Source organism: Streptomyces sp. NPDC048751 (assembly GCF_043198595.1).
Taxonomy (GTDB): Bacteria; Actinomycetota; Actinomycetes; order Streptomycetales; family Streptomycetaceae; genus Streptomyces.
The window spans coordinates 1-21253 of record NZ_JBICUX010000035.1 but is presented as its reverse complement, the minus strand read 5'-3'; the positions used below and the strand labels follow the sequence as shown (position 1 = coordinate 21253).

The window sequence follows — 21253 nt, the reverse complement described above, 5'->3', positions numbered from 1 at the left end:
TGACGTTCTTCTACCGGTGGCGTGCACCCGGCAGGTCGCCCGGCCTGCGACTACGAGGCCCTCCCGGGCCAGCCGGTAGTCGACCGAAATGACGGCCCGTGACCGGCAGGGACAGGCGGACCTCGAAGAACTGGCGGGCCTCGTTCGAGTTCATGGCGGAGACCCGGACGTCGCGGTGGGGGTCTTGAAGGTACTGGCGCTGGTCCAGGCTGAGGCCACCCGCAAGAAGATCATGAACACTCCATGCGACGGGGTGGCGGGGCAGACGGTCGCCGGATGAGCGGCGTGCCCGTCAGGCAGCTCTGGTGGATCGACCTCGGCCTGCAGCGGGTGGGCATTCGGTCATGCGGTTGTGCTGGCCGTGTTGTTGGAGGTAGAGCACATTGAAGCCCTGCCGTGTGTAGTACGGCCCCAGAGCCCGCCCGGTGTCGAACTCGCCGACGGTCAGGCGATCACGGCTTGGTCGGGTTCAAGGGACATTGCCGTAGAGGAAACCGAACCTTAACGGGCTCGCACCAGCCACCAGGCAGGCACGCAGGCTGCGGCCACATGGCTGTGGGGCAAGCAGGGCGACCTGGCCACGGCCCGACCGTTCAACGAGGGCTGCTCACCGTGGAGGCAGTGGCCAAACCGCTGGCCCGCTACTACCGTGCGCTGGTGGACACCGCTACGTCGAGATGACCAACACCGCCACCGTACTCGCCCTATCCCAGCTCTGCTCCCAGGCGGCGCAACGTCAGTGGCGCCCGGCCGTCGTCGTCGACTCCGAGGATCGCGTTGCCGGGTCCTTCGCGGAGCAGGTGCTCGGCGTAGTTCAGGGTGCGGCGCTTCTCGGTCCATAGCTTCGCCAGCTGGTCCTTGGGCCCCCGATACCGAAGCCGACGGCGATCTGGGCAAGCGTGTCGTGCTTACGCAAGTACGTCAGGGCGACGAGCGCACGCTGGTGCGGCGGGAGTTTGCATCGTCGGTCACCCTCGCGGGTGACGATGAGCATGGTGACCCACTCGACGAGGGCATGCGGGAGGTCGAGTGCGGCAGGATAGGGAACCAACAGGGCTCCTGTGCCGATGAGTTGAGACTTCGAACACCTCCCCCAATGGCACGGGGGCTTTGTGCGTTGCGGCCCTCACCTCGACCTCACAGGTGTCACCCAATCAGTGGCCACGCTGAAAACGCTCAGTAATCCCCTCCATGCCCGGACAACGAGAAGAACCAGCTCAGGACACGATTTCTCACTGGAGTATTTGAGCTCCTGCCTTTCCCGGACCTGAGCACAGGCCGTTGGGTCAGAACTCGTAGTCCTCGGGGTCCGGGGGCGCGTGGTAATTCTCGTACGCCTGCCACTCCCCCGGTCTGTCCTGGATCAGCTCCAGCAGGTCCGCGAAGAGTGTCGGGTCGTACAACACCCCGCCGATCTCCTCGGGGACACGGATGTCGTTGATCACGGCTGTGGGCGTGCCCGGGCCCTTCCGGGCCTCCGTGCCCGCGACCTCGTACGCGTGCTCGGCGGCGGTCACGAAGGGGCGGTGCTTCATCGTCTTCACGGCCGATTCGAAGGCGGGGGTGCGCAACCCGTCGACCTGGTCGGCCAGTTCGAGGAGGCGGGCGTCGGTGAAACCGTCGACGACCTCCTCGGGCTGGTTGGCGTACAGCACCTCGTGGTACTCGGCGAACTTGCCGGCGTCCAGCGCTGCCCTGAGCGCATTGGCCGCCTTCTTCGAGCCGCTCCCGCCGAGCTTGTCGTCGAGGAAGGAGGCCAAGGTGTACTCGGCCTTCACGTCCCGCCGCATCACGGCCTTCTGGAGTTCCGGGCCGCCGCCGGTCGTCTCGAACTCCTCACAGAACGGGCAGCGCATGTCCTCGTAGAGGTGCACGGTCATCTCGGCGTCCCGGTCGCCGACCACGATGGTCGTGCCGTTCGGCGCGAGCCTCTCCGGCACCTCCGCCAGAGTGTCGTACGCCTCCGGAACCCCGGACCTCTGCCCGCATCCCGCGAGCGACAGGCCCAGCACGGCCATCGTCGTCATCGCAACCGTCGCCGCAGTCCTTGACGCGGCGAACCGCCCCCCGTGCCTCACACGCACCTGTTGCCTCCCCAGCAATCAGCATGACACTAGGACATGTTCATGCTGAATGCACAGGCGTATCCCGACTGCGGCCTTCCCGGCGGTCAGAGCTCCCCCGCCGCAGCCAGTGCCGCCACATACCCGAACGCCATCGCCGGGCCAGCCCGCAGCGTCCCCGACGATCCGGTAGGCAACCACCACACCGCGGCCATCCCCTTGCTTCTCCTGCCCTACGGCCGTCACGGAAGGAAGACCTCAGGCCTGCTCGACGCCAGTGACGCCAGCGAGGCATTCGTCGGCTATGCCGCGCGCGAGGACATCCCTCCAGCCGACCGCCTGGCCCTGGCCTACCGCAACGACGCCGTCCCCAAGGCGCGTTCGCGCCCCGCACCGAATCACCCCAAGGGCACCGATACCAGGGCGCTGGCATGGGCCGCGGCCGTCTTCACGGCCGCTGAGGCCCCGCGGCCGCACGCAAGCACGCGCTGGCCATCGCCACACATTGCTCGACGACTACTGGCACCCCGACACCGAGGAGACCCTTGCCGACAGCCTGGTCACCTCACGTCATCTCCCCGGCCGTCATGCGCCGCCGGGCGGGAAAGTTCCTGACCGCGCTGCCCCCAGTCGATGCAACACCGGCTCGCGACTGGCGCAGCACCGTCGGCGCCGTCCTCGCAGCCCAGCTCCCGCCCTCGAAAAGCCAGCTGAGGTCACCCAAGATCTTGTCGCTGGCAACCAAGGAACTGGACCAGCCCATCGGATCACTGATCGGCCTGTCCCAGAGCGACAGCCACAGCACACCCGCTGCGGCCATGCGCAGCTCCACCGTTCACCAGGCCAAGGGCAGCGAAGCGGACGCGGTCCTTGTCCACTTAGAGGGCATCTGATCAACGTTCACGCTGATGTGAGTGGGATATCCGTTTCAATTCGCCAGGTTGGTGTGGATTCTCCCGTCAGTTCGCGGGACATTTTGTTAGCCATCGCCCAGTGGATCATCGTCCGGGATCAGGCCCGGGCCGCGGACGTCGGCTGCCCCTCGTCGGCGTTGAGTTCGACAGCCGGCTCCAGGGACGACGCGCAAGCCGCGTACCGCGCACCGGGAGTACCGGGAGTACCGGCAGCGTCCTTCACCCGCTCATCGCAGGCAGTCTTCCGGCCGGCAACCAGACCGACGGGCTCTCCGTTCTCCGCGGAATCGGAGCCGCCTCAGGTCCCCGAACCATACGGTCCGCCCCCAGGGATAGATCTTCCGCCGACGGTGCGGCATCCGGGTCACCGTCGGCGGCTTCCGACTGCGACGACGCCATCAGACCCGGGGCACATCAGGCGTCATGTCCTTGCCGCTTTCGGCACCGCTTGCGGCCACCTGCACACCGGCGCCCACGCGCGTTGATCATCACGCTGGGATGTCGGAGAGTGGCCTGCTGTACAGCGCCCTGCCCATGGGAGAGCTTTCGCCTGTGACGTGAGCGCGGATGGACGCGATGTAGTCGTCGCGGCTGATGCGGCCGTCGCCGTCGGTGTCCAAGGCCGTGAACGCTGCTTCGGCGTTGGTGGCCGGGTTGTTGAGTGCTGTGCGCAGGGCTGTGAACTCGGAGAGGCCGAGGGCGCCGTCGTGGTCGGTGTCGGCGAGGTCGAAGAGGGCGCCGAGGACGGGTGCGCAGACGGTGTCGAACGCCTCGGCGCCGGCCCATGCCGCGTACTCGTCGGAGGTCATCTTTCCGTCGCCGTCGGCGTCCATCGACGCCCACGCGCGCTCGCCGAGGGTGCGTGCGGTGACGACGAGCCGGTCGTCCTCCTTGAGACCCATCGCCCGCGCCACGTTCCTCGTGCGCGCCATGTACTCCTCTCTGGAGACGATTCCGTCTCCGTCCGCGTCCAGCATGGCGAAGACGAGCTTCTGCGCGGCTGTCTGGTCCATCGAGGTTCCTTTCTCACGGTGCTCGCGTGTGAGCGCTTCGATTCGAGTGGGTTGTCCTTCCCTCCAGGTCTGACGATCAAGGGGCCCATTCGGGGGGCGCGGGCGTCTTTCACCACGCGTACTGCGCGTGGTGCTCCGGTGGTGTGACTCAACACGCCGGAGACGGCGGAAGCAGCCTGACGGTAGTTACAACCCTTGTTGAAGAACACATTCCGTGGAGGGTGGATGTTGGGCAGACACGGCACAGCGGTCGTGATGAGTTCCCTGGCCCTGGTGGCCTCGACAGTCGTGTGGGCTCCGGCGGGTCAGGCTCATGAGACTGTGCACCGAGAGAACGTTCTGTGCGCAGGTTCCAGTAACAGCACATACGACCCGCCCTTGACCTTGTTGCCCCGCCAGACCCGCGTCCAGACACACGCCAGGTACACGTGTGCGGTTGCTCCCGGCCGGACGGTGTCGGCCACCGGCTACCTGGAAGGGAAGTCGCCGTCTGCGTCCTGCATCACGGTGAACAGCCCGCGCCTCAAGGAAGTCGTCCACTACGGTGACGGGAAACGGTCATTGATCGCGTACGACAGCAGCACCACTATTCGGGTCGCCGGCGTCCTCGTGGTCAGGATGTCAGGCTGGGTGGTCGAGGGCCGCGGTGAAGGGCTGGCGGCACATCGGACCGTTGCCGCGCTCCCCGGTGAACTGCCCGCCTCATGCCTGTTGTCCGGGCTTCGGGGCAGCAACGGTGAGGCACAGCTGGAGATCAGGCCGTGAGCGGGACCACGGTGGGCATTCCCACCGAACCGATCGGCAGCATTCCGCGGCCCGCCGAGCTGCTCGCCGCCATGGCCGACCATGCCGCGGGCCGGATCGGCGAGGAGGAACTCGCCGCCGCCCAGGATCGCGCGGTCCGCGACACCGTCCGCCGCCTGGAGGAGATCGGCTCCCCGGTCGTCACCGACGGCGAACAGGCCAAGCCCAGCTTCGCCACCTACCCCCTGACCGGCCTGAACGGACTGGCACCCGACGGCGTGGTCATCCCGTTCGCCGACGGGCACCAGCGGCAGCTGCCCCGCCTTACGGCCGGGCCGCTGCGCTACGGCGTCTACGCCGACCGCTATCTGCACGCCGCACTCCGGCACGCGGCCTCACCGGTGAAGCAGGCCGTCATCGCGCCGTCGGCGCTCAGCCTGCTCTACCCAGCCGACGGCATCGACGGATACCCCCGCGAAGCCTTCCTCGACGACCTCACCGCCGACGCCGAAGCGGACATCCGCCGATGTCTGGACGCCGGCGCCCATCGCGTCCAGCTCGACTTCACCGAGGCCCGTCTCGCGCTGAAGCTCGACCCGAGCGGCGGCCTGCTGGACCAGTTCATCGCCCTCAACAACCGCGTCCTGGAACGCTTCTCCAGCACCGAACAGACCAGGATCGGAATCCACACCTGTCCCGGCGGCGATCAGGACTCCACCCACAGCCTGGACGTCGACTACACGGCTCTGCTGCCCGCCCTCCTCCATCTCAAGGCCGGTGCCTTCTACATCCAGCTCGCCAGCGAGCCGGAACCGGACAGGGTCCTCGCCGTCCTCGCTGCAAATCTCCCCGCCCAGGCCCAGGTCTTCATCGGCGTCACCGATCCGATCGACCCACGTGTCGAAACGCCCGAGGAGGTACGCGACCGCGTCCTCGCCGCCGCCCGTCACCTGCCCCCCGACCGTCTGGGCACCTGCGACGACTGCGGCTTCTCCCCCTTCGCGGACGACACCTCCACCTCCCGCGACACCGCCTTCGCCAAGATCAGCGCCCGCATCGAAGGCACCGCCCTGGCCGCCCGCGAACTCCTGAACGAACGCCCCGGGCCGTCATCGAAGCCTGCCGGTTAAATCAGGGGCGTCCTACGCGACAGCCTGCACGACCCGCCGGGGTTGTGCAGGCCGTCGTCGTATTGCGGAAGTGCCCACCGTGCAGGCAGCCACCCCCTCATCAGCCGAGCGGATCACCTCTCTTCAGTCCCGGTGGCTGCGAGCCAGTCGGCGGCTTCGGCGAGGTGCGCGAGTTCGACGCGCAGCGCGGTGTGCCGGGCGTTGGGCTGCGCCTGGCATCCGCGGCACAGCGGCTGTGCCGGGCCAGTGCTGCTCGCCCTCACCCGCAGCCACGGCGGTCGCAGCTGTCCGCGCGCTGGCATCCCGGCGCCACGACCGGGAGACCGACGAGGTGGTCCGGCAGTTGCCGTCGCAGCACACGCTCCCCCATCTCAGCGTCCGCAGGCCCCCGCCTGCGGCCCACTGATGTGTGAGGCAAGATCAAGAGGCAGACTCGAGGAGAACAACTTGCTGCGCTTGTCCGTACTATCTACGGGCAGGTCTCTGCGCGTTGGCTCATTTTTGCCATCCCGCGCATATCAGCCCGGGAAGCACACACATCTGCAGGCCCTGCACCTTTGGCCCTGACCAAGAAAGGTTGCGCCGCATGTCTGAGAACGCCCCCATCACCGAACTGACATCGCAGTACACCGCACAAGTGACCGCCGATCTCGAACACAACGCCAAGGAACAGGAACGCATCAGCAGCGAAATCGCCGCGCTGCAGGAGCAGTTGACCGCCCTCCAGCGTAACCACACCGTGCTGGTCAGCATTCAGCGTGCGATCGATGCGGCACCGGCCCCCGCTGAAAATGCGGCCGGATCTGACGACGCCACGGTGCCCGCCCCCCGCAAGAAGACAGCCGCGCAGCCCGAAAGCCACGGCCGGCAACGGACGAAGAAGGCCGCCGCCGAGCCCCGTCGCGCCCCGGCCGACAAGCCAGCTGCCCGCAAGAGCGGAGGCAAGACCACCGCGACGAAGAAGACGGCACAGCCGACGCTGGTCGACCTGGTCCGCCGCCACCTCGCGGAACAGAGCGAACCGCGCTCGGCAGCGGAGGTCGCCGCAGCCCTTGGCAAGGCCCATCCCGAACGCGAGATCAAGGCAAACGTAGTGCGCACCACGATCGAAGGGCTCGTGGCCAAAAGCCAGGCTCAGCGCACCAAGCAGGGCTCATCCGTCTACTACACCGGCCCCGACACCCGAGAACAAGCCGCCCAGAGCAAGGAGCAGCCCGAACCGGCTGGCGCCTGACAGCGCCGCAGCGCGCACCGTCCGGATCCCCATGTCTGACAGGGCTCAGAGCAGCCTGCCAGCGCGGCCCGCTCACCCGGGACGCCTGCCTGCCCTGCAGGGTGACCAGTCCGCGGCTGGCGGGTGCAAGGAGGGACTGAGCCGTCGTACAGCCCGGCAGGAGGCTGCGGGCTGGGCCGCCGCCGCTGGCGAGGGTGTTCGCTCCGACCACGGGGGCGGCGGCGCTGGCTCCGGCCCGCGATGGGATTCCCACGGGCCGATCGCCGGACAGAGGGCTCGCTGAGGTCGCCCAGTGACGGGCTCGCACCGCGACGGTCCAGGTACGGAAGGGCGGGCGTGGTCCCACGGGGACGCGAAGGCTCCGGGCGTCGCCGTTTCTGCGTAAGGCCTTGACGGGCCGGCAGCTGACAGGTGCCGGCCGGCATACAAGCGGCCACTGCGAATTGAACCCAGTGAACCGATGTCTCCTGGCGCTCAGTCGGCTCCAGCAGCACCCTCATGCGGCGCGGACCGTGCCCACACTGCACGCCGGGCATTTCGATGTCCGCCATGGCGGAGGGACTTGACGCGCCGTCCCGTCCCGGGACAGCAAAGCGGTTCTAGTCGGTCAGCTTCACGTAGTCGTACGAGACTTCCCCGCCGTCGACTTCTGTCACGGACACCACGATGTGCTGTTTCTTTCCGTCCTTGGATGTCACCGTGCAGTCCACGGTGGCGTTCAGCTGCGCCTTGAGGCCTGAGGCGCAGCTGACTGCCTCAGGCTTCTGCTGCACCAGCGGCAGGGCGTAGTTCTCGCGGACCTGCTTCTCGACCTCCGCACGAGCCACGGTCGACGTGGAGCCGACGGAGCTGGTCGACTCGGTGCTCAGCAACCGGGGGGCGGCCACCACGGCCAGGCCGCCGACGACCACGGTGGCCGCAGCCACGGACACGACGATGTACTTCACTGTCTCTCCTCGGGGTTGCGCTTGCCTCTGCGAAGCTGTCCCGAGGACAGTGGCCCGCCATGTGACGGCGCCGCTTCGGCTCACCGGCCTATAGCGGTCGCATTGGGTCGGCCTGGAGGCCGACCCGCCGGGCGGCGTCAGGCAGGCGGCGGCTGGCGTTCGCGTACGGTGCCGGTGTCCCAGGCCCAGGCGGCGATCTCGACGCGGTTGCGGAGGTTCAGCTTGTCCTTGATGTTGGCCAGGTGGGTCTTGACGGTGCCCAGGGAGAGGTACAGCTCGTCTCAGATCTCCTGGTTGGTGCGCCCGACCGCCAGCAGGCGTACGACGTCGAGTTCCCGCTCGGACAGCGGATGCGGTGCGGGTGGCGTCGGCTGGTGCGCTGCGAGGTGTTTGAGCAGGCGGACGGTTACGGCGGGGGAGACCAGGGCGTCGCCGCGGGCCGCGGAGCGTACGGCCTCGATCAGGAGGTTGGAGGCGGCGTCCTTGAGGAGGAATCCGCAGGCGCCGTTGCGCAGGGCGGTGTAGGCGTAGTCGTCCTGGTCGAAGGTGGTCACCAGGACGACGCGCAGGGGGTCGGTGACGCCCGGTCCGGCCAGGGCGCGGGTGACCTCCAGGCCGTCCAGCCTGGGCATGCGGATGTCTGCCAGGCACACGTCGGGGCGCAGTCTGCGGGCGAGTTCGACGCACTCCGCCCCGTCGGCGGCCTCGCCGACGACCTCCAGGTCGGGCTGGGTTCCCAGGATCAGTCGGAAGCCTGTGCGGACCATGTCCTGGTCGTCCGCGATCAGTACCTTCGTCCGGGCCCCGCTCGCCCCGTTCACATCACTCCCGCTGTTCTTACCGGTGATCCTGCCACGGCCGGCAGAACGGGGAAGGCGGCCCGCACGGACCAACCTCCGTCCGGTGTCCGGCCGCTGGTCAGGGAGCCTTCCACGGCCTCCACCCGTTCGCGGAGCCCGACCAGGCCGAAGCCGCTCCGGCCGCCCGTCGGGACGCTGGAGCGCACGCTGGGGGCGGTGTTGCGCACCTCCACCCGCAGCGAGTTGCCGTTTCTGGCCCGGTCGATCCCCAGGCGGACGACCACATCCGCGCCGGGAGCGTGGCGCCGTACGTTCGTCAGCGCCTCCTGCACCACCCGGTGGACGGACGTCTCCACCTCGGGTGCCAGCCGCATCCCGCGCACCGCGGACTCGGCGTCCAGCGTCGCCTCGGTGCCGTGCCCCGGCGAACGCGCAGACCAGGCGGTCGAGTTCGGTCAGCAGCTCGCCCGGGCGCGCGGCCTGGTGGTCGTCCTCCCTGAGGACCCGCACCAGGCGGCGCATGGAGTCGAGGGTCTCCGAACCGGCCCGGGAGATGCCCTCCAGCAGCGGCTTGACGTGCTCCGGCGAGGACTCCTGGATCATCAGCGCGGCGTTGGCGTGCACGATGATGCCGGTGACGTGGTGGGCGACGAAGTCATGCAGGTCGCGGGCGAGTTCCAGGCGCTCGTTGTGGCGTACGGCGGTCATCGCCCGGGCCCGTCGGGCGTCCAGCAGCCGCAGGTAGCAGCCCAGGCCCACGGCCCCGCCGACGGCGAAGGTCAGGAGGAAGGAGAACGTGAGGGTTTCGTAGTCCGTGCTCACGCGCAGCGGCAGGGCGATCACCGCGACGCCGAGCGCCGCCGACAGGGCCACGGCGGCGGCGGGCCGCCGCGTGCGGCGCGCAGTGCGGACGAGCAGACCCAGCAGCGCCGTGGTCTCCAGCAGGCCCCATGAGAACTCCGCCCGGGTGCCGATGAGCGACACCGCGGTGAAGGCCAGCGAACCCGGCGCCGCGATGCCGGCGCGGATCGCGGGAGCGGGGGGCCGGCCGGGCGAGAGCAGGGCCAGGGCGGTGAGCGTGCCGAAGACCAGCATGAGCACTTGGAGCGGGCTGCCGTCGCTGTCGTCCACGTTGACCAGGTCGAGCAGCCACAGCGTCGCCATGCCGACGGTCAGCAGGCCGGTGATCAGCCGCCGGACGGCAGGAGAGAGCGGGGTGTCGGGTTCCACCCCTTGAGGGTAGTGACGAGCGGTCGAGGAGAGGGTCGGCCTGTGGGCCGATGCGGAGGTGTCCGTACCGGCCCGGCGGCCGAAGCGGGGCGTGCCGGTGGGGCGGGATGGTCGACGGCATGCAAAAGCATCCCCTTCACGATGTCCCGGTCGAGCCGGGCCCCGATCCCCGCCCTCACGCCGCCATGGAGGCGTCCCGATGAGCTTGTACGGCACAGCCACCGCTGCCCCCGTCCTTGAGGGGACGGGTCTGGTGAAGTCCTTCGGCCTGACCCGCGCGCTTGCCGGCGTCGACGTGTCCGTCCCGGCGGGCGAGTCGCTGGCGGTCATGGGCCCCTCGGGGTCGGGCAAGTCCACCCTGCTGCACTGCCTGGCCGGCATTGAACGGCCCGACGAGGGCCAGGTGTTGCTGGCCGGGGAACGGGTGGACCAGTTGGGCGAGCCGGAGCGCAGCGAGCTGCGCCGTACCCGCTTCGGGTTCGTCTTCCAGTCCGGACAGTTGCTGCCGGAGCTGCCCGCCGACGAGAACGTGGCCCTGCCGCTCATGCTCGGAGGCATGCCGCGCCGGCAGGCGGTCCAGCAGGCACGCGAGTGGTTCCCCCGGCTGGGGCTGGCGGGCAAGGAGGACCGGCGGCCCGGACAGCTGTCCGGCGGGCAGGCGCAGCGTGTGGCCATCGCCCGCGCGCTGGTCGGCGGCCCGCAGGTGATCTTCGCCGACGAGCAGACAGGCGCGCTCGACCAGACGACCGGCATGGAGGTCATCAGCCTGCTGTGGGTGTGGCACGGCGCTCGCAGCCGCCTCGCATGAGTTTCCTGCGGGCGCTGGTCTTCGTCGCGGTGATCCTCGGCTACTCGTGGTTCAGCGAGAACATGAAGAGCGAGGTCAACGGTGTTCTGGTGTTCTTCGCCGCGGTCTTCCTCGCCCTGTCCGTGATCGGCCCGTGGGTGGTGGGCGTCCTCGGCCGTATCGTCAGCGCGAAGGCCAGGACTACCGCGACCCCGCTGGCCGGGCGCCGCCTGCTGGACGATCCCAAGAGCGGCTGGCGTACGGTCTCCGGGCTCACCCTCGCCGGCTTCGTGGCCGGGTTCTTCGCCCTCTTCAGCGTCTCCGGTGCCTCGCCATGGGGCGGTCCGGACGCCCTCGCCGTGGCTGTGCCCAAGAGCCGGGCCGCCGTAATTCAGCAGGAAGCACGGCAGCGCCTGGCGCACGCCGGGATCACCGCCACCGTGGACACCGGCACCGACTGGGTCGCCGTCGGCGGCGGCGAGGACAGCGTCCAGGTCATCACCACCGTGCCCGGCGGCAGCGAGAACCTGGAGCGGGCCCGCACCGCGCTGACATCCCCCGTGCCCGGCCAGTACCCGGTCACCGGAAGTGACGTCGACTGGTCCGGCCGACTGTTCGCGCGGGACTTCTCCACCGCCACCCGGGTCGTCCTCGGCGTCACCTTCGTCACCGCCATCGCGTCCGCGGGCATCACCGCGGCCGCCTCCGTCCTCGACCGCCGCCGCACCTACGGCCTGCTCCGGCTCGCCGGCACCCCGCTGCGGATCCTGGACGCCGCCCGCCGCAAGGAGACCCTGATCCCCGTGGCGGTGCTGGCCGGCGGATCCGTCCTCACCGGCCTCTTCGCCACCGCCCCGCTCACCCTCCTCGCGGGCGGCGCCTCCACCCTCGACACCGGAGGCATCACCCTGCTCGTGGTGTGCTTCGGCCTGGGCGTCACCGGGCTGCTGGGGGCGAGTGCGCTCAGCCGCCCCCTGCTGAAGTCCGTCACGGGGCGGACGGGCCCGCGACCCGAGTGAAGGTCCTCCGCGCCTCGCACCCGTGAAACCCCTCTGCACCAAGGAAGTCGAGACCACCTCATGCCGTCACTCGTGTTCGCGATCCTCGCCGGGCTGTCCTTCCTCCTTCTGACCCTCACGTTGCTCGCTCAGGCGGCCCAGGGGAGCGCGCCCACACCGCTCGTCGCGGCGGTGACCCTCGTGGTGCTGCTCTGCGCCCTGGGTGTCCTCGCCCTGGCGTTCTTCTTGATCGCGAACGGCGTGGCGATGGTCCGCAAAGAGGGCCTACGCCCGGCCAACCTGCTGTCCGGGCTGGTGGGGCTGACCACCCTCGGGTGTGTCACGCTCACCTTGTTCGCCGACGACACCGACTCGGTGCCGCTGCAACGTACCGCGGGCGCGGTGCTCCTCTTCGCCTGCTACGTCTCGTACGTGTTCCTGTCGTTCCTCGCCTACGCCTTCCTCTACGCGCGGCTGAGGATCCGTCACGACGTGGACTTCGTCATCGTCCTCGGCTCCGGCCTGGTCGGCGGCTCGCGGGTGCCGCCCCTGCTGGCGAGCAGGCTGGAGAGGGCGCGCGCGGTGTACGAGGCGCAGGCCGCGCGGGGCCGACCGCCGGTGCTGATCACCTCCGGCGGCCAGGGCCGGGACGAGGATGTGCCCGAGGCCGACGCGATGGCCGCCTACCTCGTCGCGCGCGGTGTCCCCGCAGACCACGTCGCACGGGAGGACCGCTCACGCACGACCGAGGAGAACCTGCGCTTCAGCGAAGCCCTCATGCGGGAGCGCAAACAGAACTACGCGTGCGTCGTCGTCACCAACAACTTCCACGTCTTCCGCGCCGCCCTGACGGCCCGCCGCACCGGCGTCGACGCACAGGTCATCGGCTCTCCCACCGCCTCCTACTTCTGGCCCAGCGCGACCATCCGCGAGTTCGCAGCGATCTTCCTGCACTACAGGACGGTCAACATCGGGCTGTGCGCGTTGCTCACCGTACTGGGCGCTTTCCTCTCCTCCTGACACTCGGCACCGACCCGGCACACGCCGACGAGCGGTGGCGCCAGGGTGGGCGTCATGCTCCATTCCTGGCGCGACCACGGCAAGTGGCGGGTCCACGAACTCCTCACCCACCAGGCCTCCTACTACGCCTGCTGCGCACGCACCCCGTGGGAGCCGGACGAGCTCGTCGACGCGGTCAGCCTGACCGCGCAAGCCGACCAGAAGATCAGAACCCTGTCGGGCGGGCAGCGGCGCCGCATGGATGTGGCGCTGGGCATCGTCGGCCGCCCCGACGTGCTGTTCCTCGACGAACCCACGACCGGCTTCGACCCTCAGGCCAGGCGTGAGTTCCACGAGCTGGTGCGCTGCTGCCTGGACACCACGGTCCTGCGGGCGGATCGTCGCCGACGGCACGCCGCACGGACTGGCTGGGCAGATCGCCGGCGCGGACCGCGTGCGGTGGCGGCACGGCGAGCAGCGCTTCAGCCGGTCGACGCCGCAGTCGACCGACTTCGTACGCAAGCTCTTCCAGCAGCACGGCGAGGAGATCAGCGAACTCGCAGTCCACCGCGCCTCGCTGGAACAGATGTATCTGGCGCTCGTGCACGAGGCGGAGGCTTCACGATGACCTGTGCGATACGCACCGGCCTGGGGCGCGGCCTGATCCAGCTGCGCCAGCGTTCACCAACGGAGGGGAGCTGTCCAGCCACCTGCTCTGGCCGCTGCTGATGCTGGGCGCCTTGTGGTTCATGCGCGACGTGGAGTTCGGGAGCACAGGGCTGCTGCTCGGCACCCGGGACCGGGATCAGGACGGGGCAGCACTTGAGGAGCGCTTCTCCGGTGTCTCAAGCGCCGGAGCCCTGCTGCCGTCCGAGATGCAGGGTGGTCGGCTGTCAGCGGGCGATGCCGGCCAGGGCCTTGGCGTACTGCTCGTCGGTGACCGGCTCCAGCCAGGTGGTGCCGTCGCCGTTCTCGTCGCCGACCAGCATGGCGATATGGGCCATGAAGGTGGTGTCGGTGGCACCGTGCCAGTGCTCTTCACCGGCCGGGCACTTGACCGTCTGACCGGCGGCGGCCCGCACGACGCTGCCGTCGCGGGTACCGACCAGGCCGACGCCGTCGGTGATGTAGAGGGTCTGCCCCTTGGCGTGGGAGTGCCAGTTGGTGCGGGCGCCGGGGGTGAAGCGCACCAGGGCGGCGACCAGGCGGGCGGGCTCGGTGGGCGACTCGATCGGGTTGAGGTAGACGTCGCCGGTGAAGCGTTCGGCCGGGGCCTTGAGGGTGGGGCTGGTGGTGATGTGTTCCACGGCTGCTTTCCTTGCTGCGAGCAGGGATGTCAGGACTGGCAGGGGCGATCAGGCGGCCGGCTCGTCGGCGATCTCCTTCAGCTGGGCGATCGCGGTCATGATGACTCCCTGCGCTGTTTCGAAGACGTGGATGCGGCGTTGCACCGGCGGCCACACCAGGTCGGACGGCATCCGCAGACGGGTTCCCGAGACCTGCGCACGGAGGCCGCGTCTGCTGCCACCATCGAGGAAACCGCAGGTCACGGGATCGGGGAAGGCACTGCTGATCCAGGTACTGACAGAACCCCCCAGCTCTGCTCCACCCGACTTAGCCTGGCCAACATGGACACCGCCGCCCGCGAGATCAGCGACTTCCTCGCCACCCGCCGCGCCAAGATCGCCCCGCAGGGTGCCCGGACTGCGCCGTGAAGAGGTCGCGCTGCTGGCCGGTGTCAGCATCGACTACTACGCCCGTCTGGAGCGCGGCCAGCTCGCCGGAGCCTCTGAAGAAGTCCTCGACGCCGTCTGCCGGGCTCTCGAGCTGGACGACGCCGAACGGTCCCACCTGCACGACCTGGCCGCCGCCCAGCGCCAGCGGCCCCCACGCCGCACCGCCCGCAAGACAAAGAACGCCGTCCCTGCCAGCCTCAAGCGCGTCCTGGACTCCATCACCGGCTCCCCGGCCTTCATCCGCAACGGCCGCCTGGACGTCCTCGCCGTCAACCCGCTCGGACGCGCCCTCTACGCCCCGCTGTTCGCCGGGTCGGAACGGCCGGTGAACAGCGCCCGCTTCCAGTTCCTCGACCCCCGCCAGCCGCGACTTCTGCCCCGAATGGAACGCCTCGGTCAACACCACCGTCTCCCTGCTGCGCACCGAAGCCGGCCGGTCCCCGGGCGACACGGAGCTGACGAACCTGATCGGGGAGCTGGTCACCCGCAGCGACGTCTTCCGCGCCGCCTGGGCCAAGCACAACGTGCGACTGCACCGCACCGGCCGCAAGGCGTTCCGCCACCCGGTCGTCGGTGAGGTCACCCTCGACTTCGACGTCATGGAACTGCCCGCCCACCCGGGCCTGACCCTGACCGCCTACAGCGCCGAACCCGGCACACCCGACCACGACGCCCTGTGCCTGCTCGCCTCCTGGGCCGCCACCGACCACCAGCACTCGCCTCAGCAGCAGGACAACCGCCCCTGACCTCGTACCGAGGTCCTTGCCCGGGGGCGCTACCCGGTGTACGCCGCCGCAACGGAAGGCTGGGTATCGGCCCAGTCCGACAGCAGCCGCAACCGCTGTGCTGACTCGCTGCCCTGCACCGGAGTCAGCACCGACATCATCAGATCCGGCCGCCCCGGCAGAGTCAGCGTCTCGAACGGCAGACTCAGCCACCCCACAGCCGGGTGCTCGTACTCCTTCACCCCGCTCCAGTGCAGCCGCACCTCGTGATCACTCCAGCACCGGGCAAAAGGCTCGCTGGCCGCTGACAGTTCCGCGATCAAGTCCCGCATGCCCTGGTCGCCGGGCGTCATCCCGGCTCCCATCCGCAGCAGGGCGACCGTGTTGCGGATCGAATGCTCCCAGTCGTGGAAGAACGTGCGCGCCGCCGGATCGAGGAACTTGAACCGGGCGATGTTCACGGGCTTCGTCGAGGCGCTGTCGAACAGCGGCGCGTACAGGGCGTAGCCGAGATAGTTGGCCGCGACCAGGTCCAGCCGTCTGTTCCACACGAACGCGGGCACCGCCCCGATCGCGTCCAGGACCCGCTGCACCCCCTCCCCCACCGGCTCCTCCGACGCCTCCACACCCCCGCCGCGGGCCGAGCGGGCCAGATCGAACAGATGAGACCGCTCCGCCGCACTCAGCTGCAGCGCGTCGGCCACCGCGTTCAAGACGGAGTCCGAGGCGCCGGCCAGGTTCCCGCGCTCCAAGCGCACGTAGTAGTCCGCGCTCACCCCCGCCAGCAGCGCGACCTCCTCACGCCGCAACCCCGGCACACGCCGATGCGCGCTCAGCGCCGGCAGCCCCGCTTCCTGCGGCGACACCCGGGCCCGCCGCGACACCAGAAAATCCTTGATCTCCCTCTGCTCCACGACCCCAGCCTAAGCACCGCGAGCCCACAGCAACCTCCGCCACGGAGTCACTGCCGGTGCTCTCAGCGCCGTGTCTCCGTCGATCCAGCGGCCAGCAAGCCTGCACGGAAACACCCACCCTCCCATGGCATGCGGACACGGTCGCCGCCACCGTGGTCGGCTTCACCGGCACGGCCCGGCATCCGAAGGCCCTCGCCGTACGGCTGCCCGACGGACGCGTGGCGCCGTCCCAGCGGCTGACCACGGCACTCGCCTCCGTCGTCGGCCCGCGCCTTCTCCCCCAGGCCGGGCGGGCGTTCACGGAGGCCGGCGACTCCTGCACGCCCGCCGTCGGCGACGTGATGGTGGAGGTCGATGCGGGCGCGTTGCCGGCCGCGAGCGCGTCGGCGAGGACGGCGGCCGGGGTGAGCAGCGGGAAGCTCCACGGGCCGATGACACCGACGACGCCATAGGGCTGGTACTCGACCCACGCCCGCTGGTTGGGCACGGTCGGGCTGCTCGGGACCTCCCGGCCGCCCAGCACGCGTTCGGCGTTGGCGATGACGTACTCCAGGTGCTCCAGGGTGCCGAGCACCTCCACACGGGCCTCCTCCAGGGACTTGCCGTTCTCGGCGTGGATGAGCGCGGCGCCCTCCTCACCGCCGAGGGCCAGCTCCCGCCGCCACGCGTTCAGCCGCTCCGCCCGGCCCTCGAAGCCGAGGTCCCACCAGGCGGAGGTGACCGCACGGGCAGCGGCGACGGCCGCGGCCGCCTCTCCCCTGCCGGCCACGGGGTACCGCGCGAACTCAGCCCCGGTGGCTTGGTCGAAGGTGACTATCTCGCTCGCGTCATATCCGATGACTCCGTCACGCGTGATCGTCGCATTGTTGTTGGTCATGGGGTTCTCCCACTCTTCTTGCGCCCGCCCGCGTGCAGCACCCCGAGGGCGATGACTGGGGCGCACGTGGCGCTCGGCGCGAAGGGACGCTGAATGCCGGCGGATGGCACGCCGACCTGAATGACTTCCTTGGGACGAGGAGCCGAGGAGATCCGGCATGATGTCGGTCTACGCCGAACCAGGACTTGCCGGAGCCGAGTTGGCCCGCCGCCTCAAGGTGACCCCGCAGGCCATCGCCTCCTTGGTGACCCGCCTGGAAGGTCGCGGACTGCTGGAACGGCGCGAGCACCCCCGCCACCGGCATGTGCAGGAACTGCATCTCACCCCCGCCGGTCGCGAGGCGCTGCGCTCGGCCGACGCCGTGATCGCCGATGTCGAGAAGCACATCACCGACGACCTCGGCTCGGACGGCACCGCGGAACTGCGGACGCTGCTCAACCGGGTGGCCAAGAGGGTTCGCGTGGTCTGAGAGGGTCGCGGCACCGACCGTCCGGCAGCCCCACTGTGCGGTCCCGTGCCCCGGACGCTCACCGCGGCGGCACGGCGGAGTGCGGTGGGGCCAAGGCCGTGCCGGATGCCGGGTCACGAGGGTCCACTCGGGGGCAGAGCAGCCGGGTTGAGCTCGGCCAGCATCCGATACAGCAGGGAATGGACCAGGGACCGCTCGGCAGAGGTGAGAACCGCCAGCGCTTCCCTGTCGAGGCGCTCCACCGCGTCCCGGGCCCGTTCGGCGAGCTCAACTCCCTTGTCCGTGATGACCAAGGGGACGGTTCTGCGGTTGGAAGGGTGCTCCCGCCGCACCAGAAGCCCGCGGTCGACCAGCTCATTCACAGCGGCACCCATGGACTGGGGAGTGAAGCCGGTCCGACGTGCCGTCTCCGCGGCGGAGATTCCCGGCGTCCAGACGAGGTGCTGGAGAGCGTTGTGCTGCGCGGTTGTGAGGTCGAGCGAACGCAACGCCCTCTCCAGACGCGCCCCCATCACGTGTGTCACCTGCCACGCCAGATAGCCGATGCGCGCCGAAGGGTCGACGTGCGTACCGCCCATGAGCCCCCCCAAAAAAAGTAAGGTGCCTTATATTTTCATGCTAGAAATAGAAGGTACCTTACTTTCGCGAGGCATGGAGAAGCTCGTGTCCACACCACCGCCCAGTCCCGTCGAGTCCCGCCACGCTCACCATCACCACGCCCTGGACCCTGCTCCCTCGCCGCAGGGCGCGACCGGCTTGAAGGGAGTTCTGCTGCCGGCCGCGATCGTTCTGATCATCGGTTCGATCTTCATCAGCGTGTTCCTGTCCGCCTTTCACGCTCCGCGCCCTCATGACCTTCCGGTCGCCGTCGTGGGCACGACCGAGCAGGTCGAGCAGGTCACCGGAGCGCTGGAGCTCGGGCTGCCCGGCGGCTTCGACGTGAAGCGCTACGCCGACGAGCGCGCGGCCCGCCACGCTCTTGAGGGCCGCAAGGTGTACGCCGCCTACGTCACGGGCCCTGGGCAGTCCTCCGAGCTCCTCTACGCCGGCGCCAACGGTCCTTCGGTGACGTCGACGGTCACCGGCGCCTTCTCCGGTGTCGCCAAGCAGAGCGGCGACCGTCTGGCCCTGCAGGACACCGTGCCGGCCCCGGCGGGCGACACGCGCGGGATGTCGGTGTTCTACGCCGGGTTCGGTGTCGTACTCGCCGGGTTCCTGTTCGGCATGATGACCTACCAGATCGCCCCCCGCCTGGAGTACCGGTCGAGGCTGACCAGTCTGGCCGCCTTCAGCGTCGCCGCCGGGGCCCTGGTCGCGGTGATGGCCGGGAGCGTGGGCTTCTCGGCACTGCCCGGGCCTTTCCTCGGCATCGCTGGAGTCATCGCCCTGATGGCCGCGGCCGTCGGCAGCGCGACCATGGCGTTCATGCGCCTCTTCGGGCGGGCCGGTATGTCGCTGGCGGCCGTCGTCCTGTTCACCTTCGGCAACAGCACCAGCGGCGGCACGCTGCCCACCGCCTACCTGCCGGGGTGGCTCCATCCGTTCTCGGAGATCCTCCCGGTAGGAGTCGGTGTCCGCGCCATCCAGGGCCTGTCCCACTTCCGCAATGACGGCCTGACCGTCGGCGTAGTCGTCCTGGTGGTGTGGATTCTGATCGCCGCCGCGATGCTGTACTGGCGCGACGCACGCGGTACGCGCGGCCATGCGGTCGCCTGACCTGGGTTCCCCGGCGTGACATCGTGGAGCGCGTGCGCTGGAGCAGAGCACCGGCCGACGATGACCCCTCGCGGCGCCAACGGCTGTACCGATGATCCCCAAGGCCGGGGCCGGGCCGTATCGGCCGAGGGGAACCGAGAGGCGTTCTCGTAAACTGCCGACGTGACCGACGCCGTGTTCCCCACCACCGGATATCTGGCCTGGCAGTTCTCGCAGATCGTGGCAGGCCGACTGGAAAGGGCGCTGCGTGCGGAGGATCTCACGTTGGCCCAGCACAACGCACTGCAGCACGCCGCACTGACACCAGGGGTGTCCGCAGCGGCGATCGCCCGCCGCTCCGGCATCACGGCTCAGTCCATGGGAGCCGCCGTGACCCAGCTCGTCGCACGAGGGCTGCTGCGACGCGAGCCCCATCCGACCAGTCGTCGCAGCATGCGCCTGTACGTCACCGACGAAGGGCACTCGGCGGCCGCTCGCGCGGCGTCGATCGCCGGCCGCATCGAAGCGGAGACGACCGCGCCGCTCGGCACGGACGACAAGGACACCATCCACCGTCTGCTCTACCACTTGGTCGAGCGACTGAACCCCGACGCCCTCACCGTCGACAGGCGCTCCTGACCCGGGACACCCACATCCCGAGCTGCTCAGCATCTCGCCGCGCGGATCACCGTCACCTGCGAGCAGGCGACCGGGCTCCACGTGCGGTACCTCGACCTGGTCCTGACAGGGCTGCCCACCTCGGCCGCTGACCTGCGTCGCGCCGGCGACCCGGCACCGCGCACCGGGATCTGTGGAACGCACCCGAGGAATGAGAAGGGGACTCGTCTGCCCGGTAATTCATATCCAGGGGACAGTTTCTTCCCCCCATCGTGAGTGGACATCATCTCGACACCGGCGAATCATGGTGCGCGGACCGCCAGTCGGCGGAACAGGGGCGAAAAGGGGACAGGCGCCATGGTCCAGACTGTTTCATTCAGGAACAAGGAAGTAGAAATCGCGGGACACCTTCATCTGCCGGACGAATTCGACGAAGAAAAGAAGTACCCGGCCCTGGTCGGAATTCACCCGGCCGGTGGTGTGAAAGAGCAGACCATCGGCCAGTACGCGAAACGGCTGGCCGCCCACGGATTCGTCACCGTGGTCTACGACTCCTCCTATCAGGGAGAAAGCGGCGGCGAACCGCGTCTCCTGGAAGACCCGACGACCAGAGTGGAGGACGCCCGCTGCGCGGCGGACTTCCTCACCACTCTCCCGTACGTCGACACCGAGCGGATGGGTGTCTTCGGTATCTGCGCCGGCGGTGGTTACGCGATCAGCGTGGCGCAGACCGAACGCCGCTTCAAGGCGGTGGCCACGGTGAGCGCAGCTCCGATGGGCGAAGGCTCCAGGGGCTTCCTGGGGCACCTGTCTCCGGTTGCCGAGCAGATCAAGACTCTGGAAATGGTCGCTCAGCAGCGCACGGCGGAGGCGAGGGGGGCAGCGCCTGTCTACGCCCCGTTCGTCCCGGAGACGCTGGAGGAGATCGACGACACCACACCGGACCTCCTGCGTGAGGGGTACGACTACTACCGGACTCCGCGTGGCCAGCATCCCAATTCCAAGGGCCGTTTCCTGCTGACCAGCATGGACAAGATGTACGCCTTCTCTGCGTTCGACCAGATTCCGGAACTGCTGACCCAGCCTTTGCTTCTCATCGCGGGGAGCAAGGCGGACACAAAGGTGTTCAGCGACCAGGCGTACGAGCTTTCCAACGGCCCGAAGGAACTTTTTGTCGTCGACGGCGCGACTCACATCGCCATGTACGACGTTCCCGAGTACATGGATCAGGCCATCACCAAGATCGTGAAATTCTTCGCCGTCCTTTACAACGGCTAACACAATGAGGTGTATCGCTGCTGGTTGCCGTGTCCAGGGCGGGAGTTGAGCGTTCGATCCGTTGTGGGGACATCGCCGTGGA

At 69.1% G+C, this 21253-nt stretch carries 21 protein-coding genes and 5 pseudogenes; 14 read left to right on the top strand and 12 right to left on the bottom strand.

Annotated features, from left to right (window positions below; translation table 11 throughout):
* Window positions 1–88 precede the first annotated feature (88 nt).
* Window positions 89–280, top strand: a complete 192-nt coding sequence (locus tag ACGFNV_RS46295) for a hypothetical protein (RefSeq protein WP_393631645.1) — start codon at window positions 89–91, stop codon at window positions 278–280.
* 588 nt (window positions 281–868) lie between these two features.
* Here ACGFNV_RS46295 and ACGFNV_RS46290 read toward each other — a convergent pair.
* Window positions 869–1051 (bottom strand): annotated as a pseudogene (locus tag ACGFNV_RS46290) (transposase family protein); the annotation flags it as partial.
* A gap of 235 nt (window positions 1052–1286) precedes the next feature.
* Complete coding sequence (locus ACGFNV_RS46285; protein ID WP_393631644.1) at window positions 1287–2027, bottom strand: DsbA family protein; 741 nt, start codon at window positions 2025–2027, stop codon at window positions 1287–1289.
* Between the two features lie 581 nt (window positions 2028–2608).
* Here ACGFNV_RS46285 and ACGFNV_RS46280 point away from each other — a divergent pair.
* The gene (locus ACGFNV_RS46280; RefSeq protein ID WP_393631642.1) at window positions 2609–2956 is read left to right on the top strand and encodes a hypothetical protein; all 348 of its coding nucleotides are present in this window, start codon (window positions 2609–2611) and stop codon (window positions 2954–2956) included.
* 509 nt (window positions 2957–3465) lie between these two features.
* On the opposite strand, the gene ACGFNV_RS46275 is transcribed toward ACGFNV_RS46280, so the two are convergent.
* Window positions 3466–3990, bottom strand: coding sequence for an EF-hand domain-containing protein (locus tag ACGFNV_RS46275; protein ID WP_393631640.1), 525 nt, complete (start codon window positions 3988–3990; stop codon window positions 3466–3468).
* 507 nt (window positions 3991–4497) lie between these two features.
* Here ACGFNV_RS46275 and ACGFNV_RS46270 point away from each other — a divergent pair.
* The 3 genes from ACGFNV_RS46270 (at window position 4498) to ACGFNV_RS46260 (ending at window position 7098) form a co-directional block, all read left to right on the top strand.
* A complete protein-coding gene (locus ACGFNV_RS46270) occupies window positions 4498–4755 on the top strand; it encodes a hypothetical protein (RefSeq protein ID WP_393631639.1) in 258 nt (85 codons plus the stop codon).
* Between the two features lie 11 nt (window positions 4756–4766).
* The gene (locus ACGFNV_RS46265) at window positions 4767–5864 is read left to right on the top strand and encodes a cobalamin-independent methionine synthase II family protein (protein ID WP_393631661.1); all 1098 of its coding nucleotides are present in this window, start codon (window positions 4767–4769) and stop codon (window positions 5862–5864) included.
* Between the two features lie 586 nt (window positions 5865–6450).
* The gene (locus ACGFNV_RS46260; RefSeq protein WP_393631637.1) at window positions 6451–7098 is read left to right on the top strand and encodes a hypothetical protein; all 648 of its coding nucleotides are present in this window, start codon (window positions 6451–6453) and stop codon (window positions 7096–7098) included.
* A 599-nt stretch (window positions 7099–7697) separates the two neighbouring features.
* On the opposite strand, the gene ACGFNV_RS46255 is transcribed toward ACGFNV_RS46260, so the two are convergent.
* From ACGFNV_RS46255 to ACGFNV_RS46240, 4 genes and pseudogenes are all read right to left on the bottom strand, one after another.
* Window positions 7698–8045, bottom strand: coding sequence for a DUF4333 domain-containing protein (locus ACGFNV_RS46255; protein ID WP_393631635.1), 348 nt, complete (start codon window positions 8043–8045; stop codon window positions 7698–7700).
* A gap of 137 nt (window positions 8046–8182) precedes the next feature.
* Window positions 8183–8866: pseudogene (locus ACGFNV_RS46250) on the bottom strand (response regulator).
* Window positions 8863–9219, bottom strand: coding sequence for a sensor histidine kinase (locus ACGFNV_RS46245; RefSeq protein ID WP_393631659.1), 357 nt, complete (start codon window positions 9217–9219; stop codon window positions 8863–8865). Before ACGFNV_RS46245 ends, ACGFNV_RS46250 begins: the two are co-directional and overlap by 4 nt.
* A 172-nt stretch (window positions 9220–9391) precedes the next feature.
* Window positions 9392–9553 (bottom strand): annotated as a pseudogene (locus ACGFNV_RS46240) (histidine kinase); the annotation flags it as partial.
* 721 nt (window positions 9554–10274) lie between these two features.
* Here ACGFNV_RS46240 and ACGFNV_RS46235 point away from each other — a divergent pair.
* The 4 genes and pseudogenes from ACGFNV_RS46235 to ACGFNV_RS46220 all read left to right on the top strand — a co-directional run.
* Window positions 10275–10883 carry an ABC transporter ATP-binding protein gene (locus ACGFNV_RS46235; RefSeq protein WP_393631633.1) on the top strand — a complete coding sequence of 203 codons (609 nt, stop codon included), beginning with the start codon at window positions 10275–10277 and terminating at the stop codon, window positions 10881–10883.
* Window positions 10880–11881, top strand: coding sequence for a hypothetical protein (locus ACGFNV_RS46230; protein ID WP_393631632.1), 1002 nt, complete (start codon window positions 10880–10882; stop codon window positions 11879–11881). The genes ACGFNV_RS46235 and ACGFNV_RS46230 overlap by 4 nt, the downstream gene beginning before the upstream one ends.
* Window positions 11882–11941: 60 nt before the next feature.
* Complete coding sequence (locus tag ACGFNV_RS46225; RefSeq protein WP_393631630.1) at window positions 11942–12880, top strand: YdcF family protein; 939 nt, start codon at window positions 11942–11944, stop codon at window positions 12878–12880.
* 2 nt (window positions 12881–12882) lie between these two features.
* A pseudogene (locus ACGFNV_RS46220) lies at window positions 12883–13487 on the top strand (ATP-binding cassette domain-containing protein); the annotation flags it as partial.
* Between the two features lie 265 nt (window positions 13488–13752).
* On the opposite strand, the gene ACGFNV_RS46215 reads toward ACGFNV_RS46220, so the two are convergent.
* Window positions 13753–14166, bottom strand: coding sequence for a cupin domain-containing protein (locus ACGFNV_RS46215; RefSeq protein WP_393631628.1), 414 nt, complete (start codon window positions 14164–14166; stop codon window positions 13753–13755).
* A 48-nt stretch (window positions 14167–14214) separates the two neighbouring features.
* Window positions 14215–14337 carry a hypothetical protein gene (locus tag ACGFNV_RS46210; RefSeq protein ID WP_393631626.1) on the bottom strand — a complete coding sequence of 41 codons (123 nt, stop codon included), beginning with the start codon at window positions 14335–14337 and terminating at the stop codon, window positions 14215–14217.
* Between the two features lie 150 nt (window positions 14338–14487).
* On the opposite strand from ACGFNV_RS46210, the pseudogene ACGFNV_RS46205 reads away from it, so the two are divergent.
* A pseudogene (locus ACGFNV_RS46205) lies at window positions 14488–15341 on the top strand (helix-turn-helix transcriptional regulator).
* 29 nt (window positions 15342–15370) lie between these two features.
* Here the strand turns inward: ACGFNV_RS46205 and ACGFNV_RS46200 are convergent.
* Entirely contained in the window at window positions 15371–16234 is an 864-nt protein-coding gene (locus tag ACGFNV_RS46200) for a helix-turn-helix domain-containing protein (protein WP_393631624.1), read from the bottom strand.
* Window positions 16119–17111 carry an aldehyde dehydrogenase family protein gene (locus tag ACGFNV_RS46195; protein WP_393631622.1) on the bottom strand — a complete coding sequence of 331 codons (993 nt, stop codon included), beginning with the start codon at window positions 17109–17111 and terminating at the stop codon, window positions 16119–16121. Before ACGFNV_RS46195 ends, ACGFNV_RS46200 begins: the two co-directional genes overlap by 116 nt.
* 157 nt (window positions 17112–17268) lie before the next feature.
* Between ACGFNV_RS46195 and ACGFNV_RS46190 the strand changes: the two genes are divergently transcribed.
* The gene (locus ACGFNV_RS46190) at window positions 17269–17580 is read left to right on the top strand and encodes a MarR family winged helix-turn-helix transcriptional regulator (protein WP_393631620.1); all 312 of its coding nucleotides are present in this window, start codon (window positions 17269–17271) and stop codon (window positions 17578–17580) included.
* Between the two features lie 113 nt (window positions 17581–17693).
* Here ACGFNV_RS46190 and ACGFNV_RS46185 read toward each other — a convergent pair whose 3' ends face one another.
* Window positions 17694–18158, bottom strand: coding sequence for a MarR family winged helix-turn-helix transcriptional regulator (locus ACGFNV_RS46185; RefSeq protein WP_393631618.1), 465 nt, complete (start codon window positions 18156–18158; stop codon window positions 17694–17696).
* Between the two features lie 73 nt (window positions 18159–18231).
* On the opposite strand from ACGFNV_RS46185, the gene ACGFNV_RS46180 reads away from it, so the two are divergent.
* The 3 genes from ACGFNV_RS46180 (at window position 18232) to ACGFNV_RS46170 (ending at window position 21171) form a co-directional block, all read left to right on the top strand.
* Window positions 18232–19296 carry an ABC transporter permease gene (locus ACGFNV_RS46180; protein WP_393631617.1) on the top strand — a complete coding sequence of 355 codons (1065 nt, stop codon included), beginning with the start codon at window positions 18232–18234 and terminating at the stop codon, window positions 19294–19296.
* Window positions 19297–19458: 162 nt separating this feature from the next.
* Entirely contained in the window at window positions 19459–19914 is a 456-nt protein-coding gene (locus ACGFNV_RS46175) for a MarR family winged helix-turn-helix transcriptional regulator (protein WP_393631616.1), read from the top strand.
* A 336-nt stretch (window positions 19915–20250) separates the two neighbouring features.
* Window positions 20251–21171 (top strand): alpha/beta hydrolase, encoded by a 921-nt coding sequence (locus ACGFNV_RS46170; protein WP_393631614.1) that lies wholly within the window; start codon window positions 20251–20253, stop codon window positions 21169–21171.
* Window positions 21172–21253 lie beyond the last annotated feature (82 nt).

Bases quoted from the DNA above. Each gene is read 5' to 3' on its own strand.
- ACGFNV_RS46295 (WP_393631645.1), top strand. From the start codon at position 89: ATGACGGCCCGTGACCGGCAGGGACAGGCGGACCTCGAAGAACTGGCG.
- ACGFNV_RS46285 (WP_393631644.1), bottom strand. From the start codon at position 2,027: ATGACGACGATGGCCGTGCTGGGCCTGTCGCTCGCGGGATGCGGGCAG.
- ACGFNV_RS46275 (WP_393631640.1), bottom strand. From the start codon at position 3,990: ATGGACCAGACAGCCGCGCAGAAGCTCGTCTTCGCCATGCTGGACGCG.
- ACGFNV_RS46260 (WP_393631637.1), top strand. From the start codon at position 6,451: ATGTCTGAGAACGCCCCCATCACCGAACTGACATCGCAGTACACCGCA.
- ACGFNV_RS46245 (WP_393631659.1), bottom strand. From the start codon at position 9,219: ATGCGGCTGGCACCCGAGGTGGAGACGTCCGTCCACCGGGTGGTGCAG.
- ACGFNV_RS46235 (WP_393631633.1), top strand. From the start codon at position 10,275: ATGAGCTTGTACGGCACAGCCACCGCTGCCCCCGTCCTTGAGGGGACG.
- ACGFNV_RS46230 (WP_393631632.1), top strand. From the start codon at position 10,880: ATGAGTTTCCTGCGGGCGCTGGTCTTCGTCGCGGTGATCCTCGGCTAC.
- ACGFNV_RS46225 (WP_393631630.1), top strand. From the start codon at position 11,942: ATGCCGTCACTCGTGTTCGCGATCCTCGCCGGGCTGTCCTTCCTCCTT.
- ACGFNV_RS46210 (WP_393631626.1), bottom strand. From the start codon at position 14,337: ATGCCGTCCGACCTGGTGTGGCCGCCGGTGCAACGCCGCATCCACGTC.
- ACGFNV_RS46195 (WP_393631622.1), bottom strand. From the start codon at position 17,111: ATGACCAACAACAATGCGACGATCACGCGTGACGGAGTCATCGGATAT.
- ACGFNV_RS46190 (WP_393631620.1), top strand. From the start codon at position 17,269: ATGATGTCGGTCTACGCCGAACCAGGACTTGCCGGAGCCGAGTTGGCC.
- ACGFNV_RS46185 (WP_393631618.1), bottom strand. From the start codon at position 18,158: ATGGGCGGTACGCACGTCGACCCTTCGGCGCGCATCGGCTATCTGGCG.
- ACGFNV_RS46180 (WP_393631617.1), top strand. From the start codon at position 18,232: ATGGAGAAGCTCGTGTCCACACCACCGCCCAGTCCCGTCGAGTCCCGC.
- ACGFNV_RS46170 (WP_393631614.1), top strand. From the start codon at position 20,251: ATGGTCCAGACTGTTTCATTCAGGAACAAGGAAGTAGAAATCGCGGGA.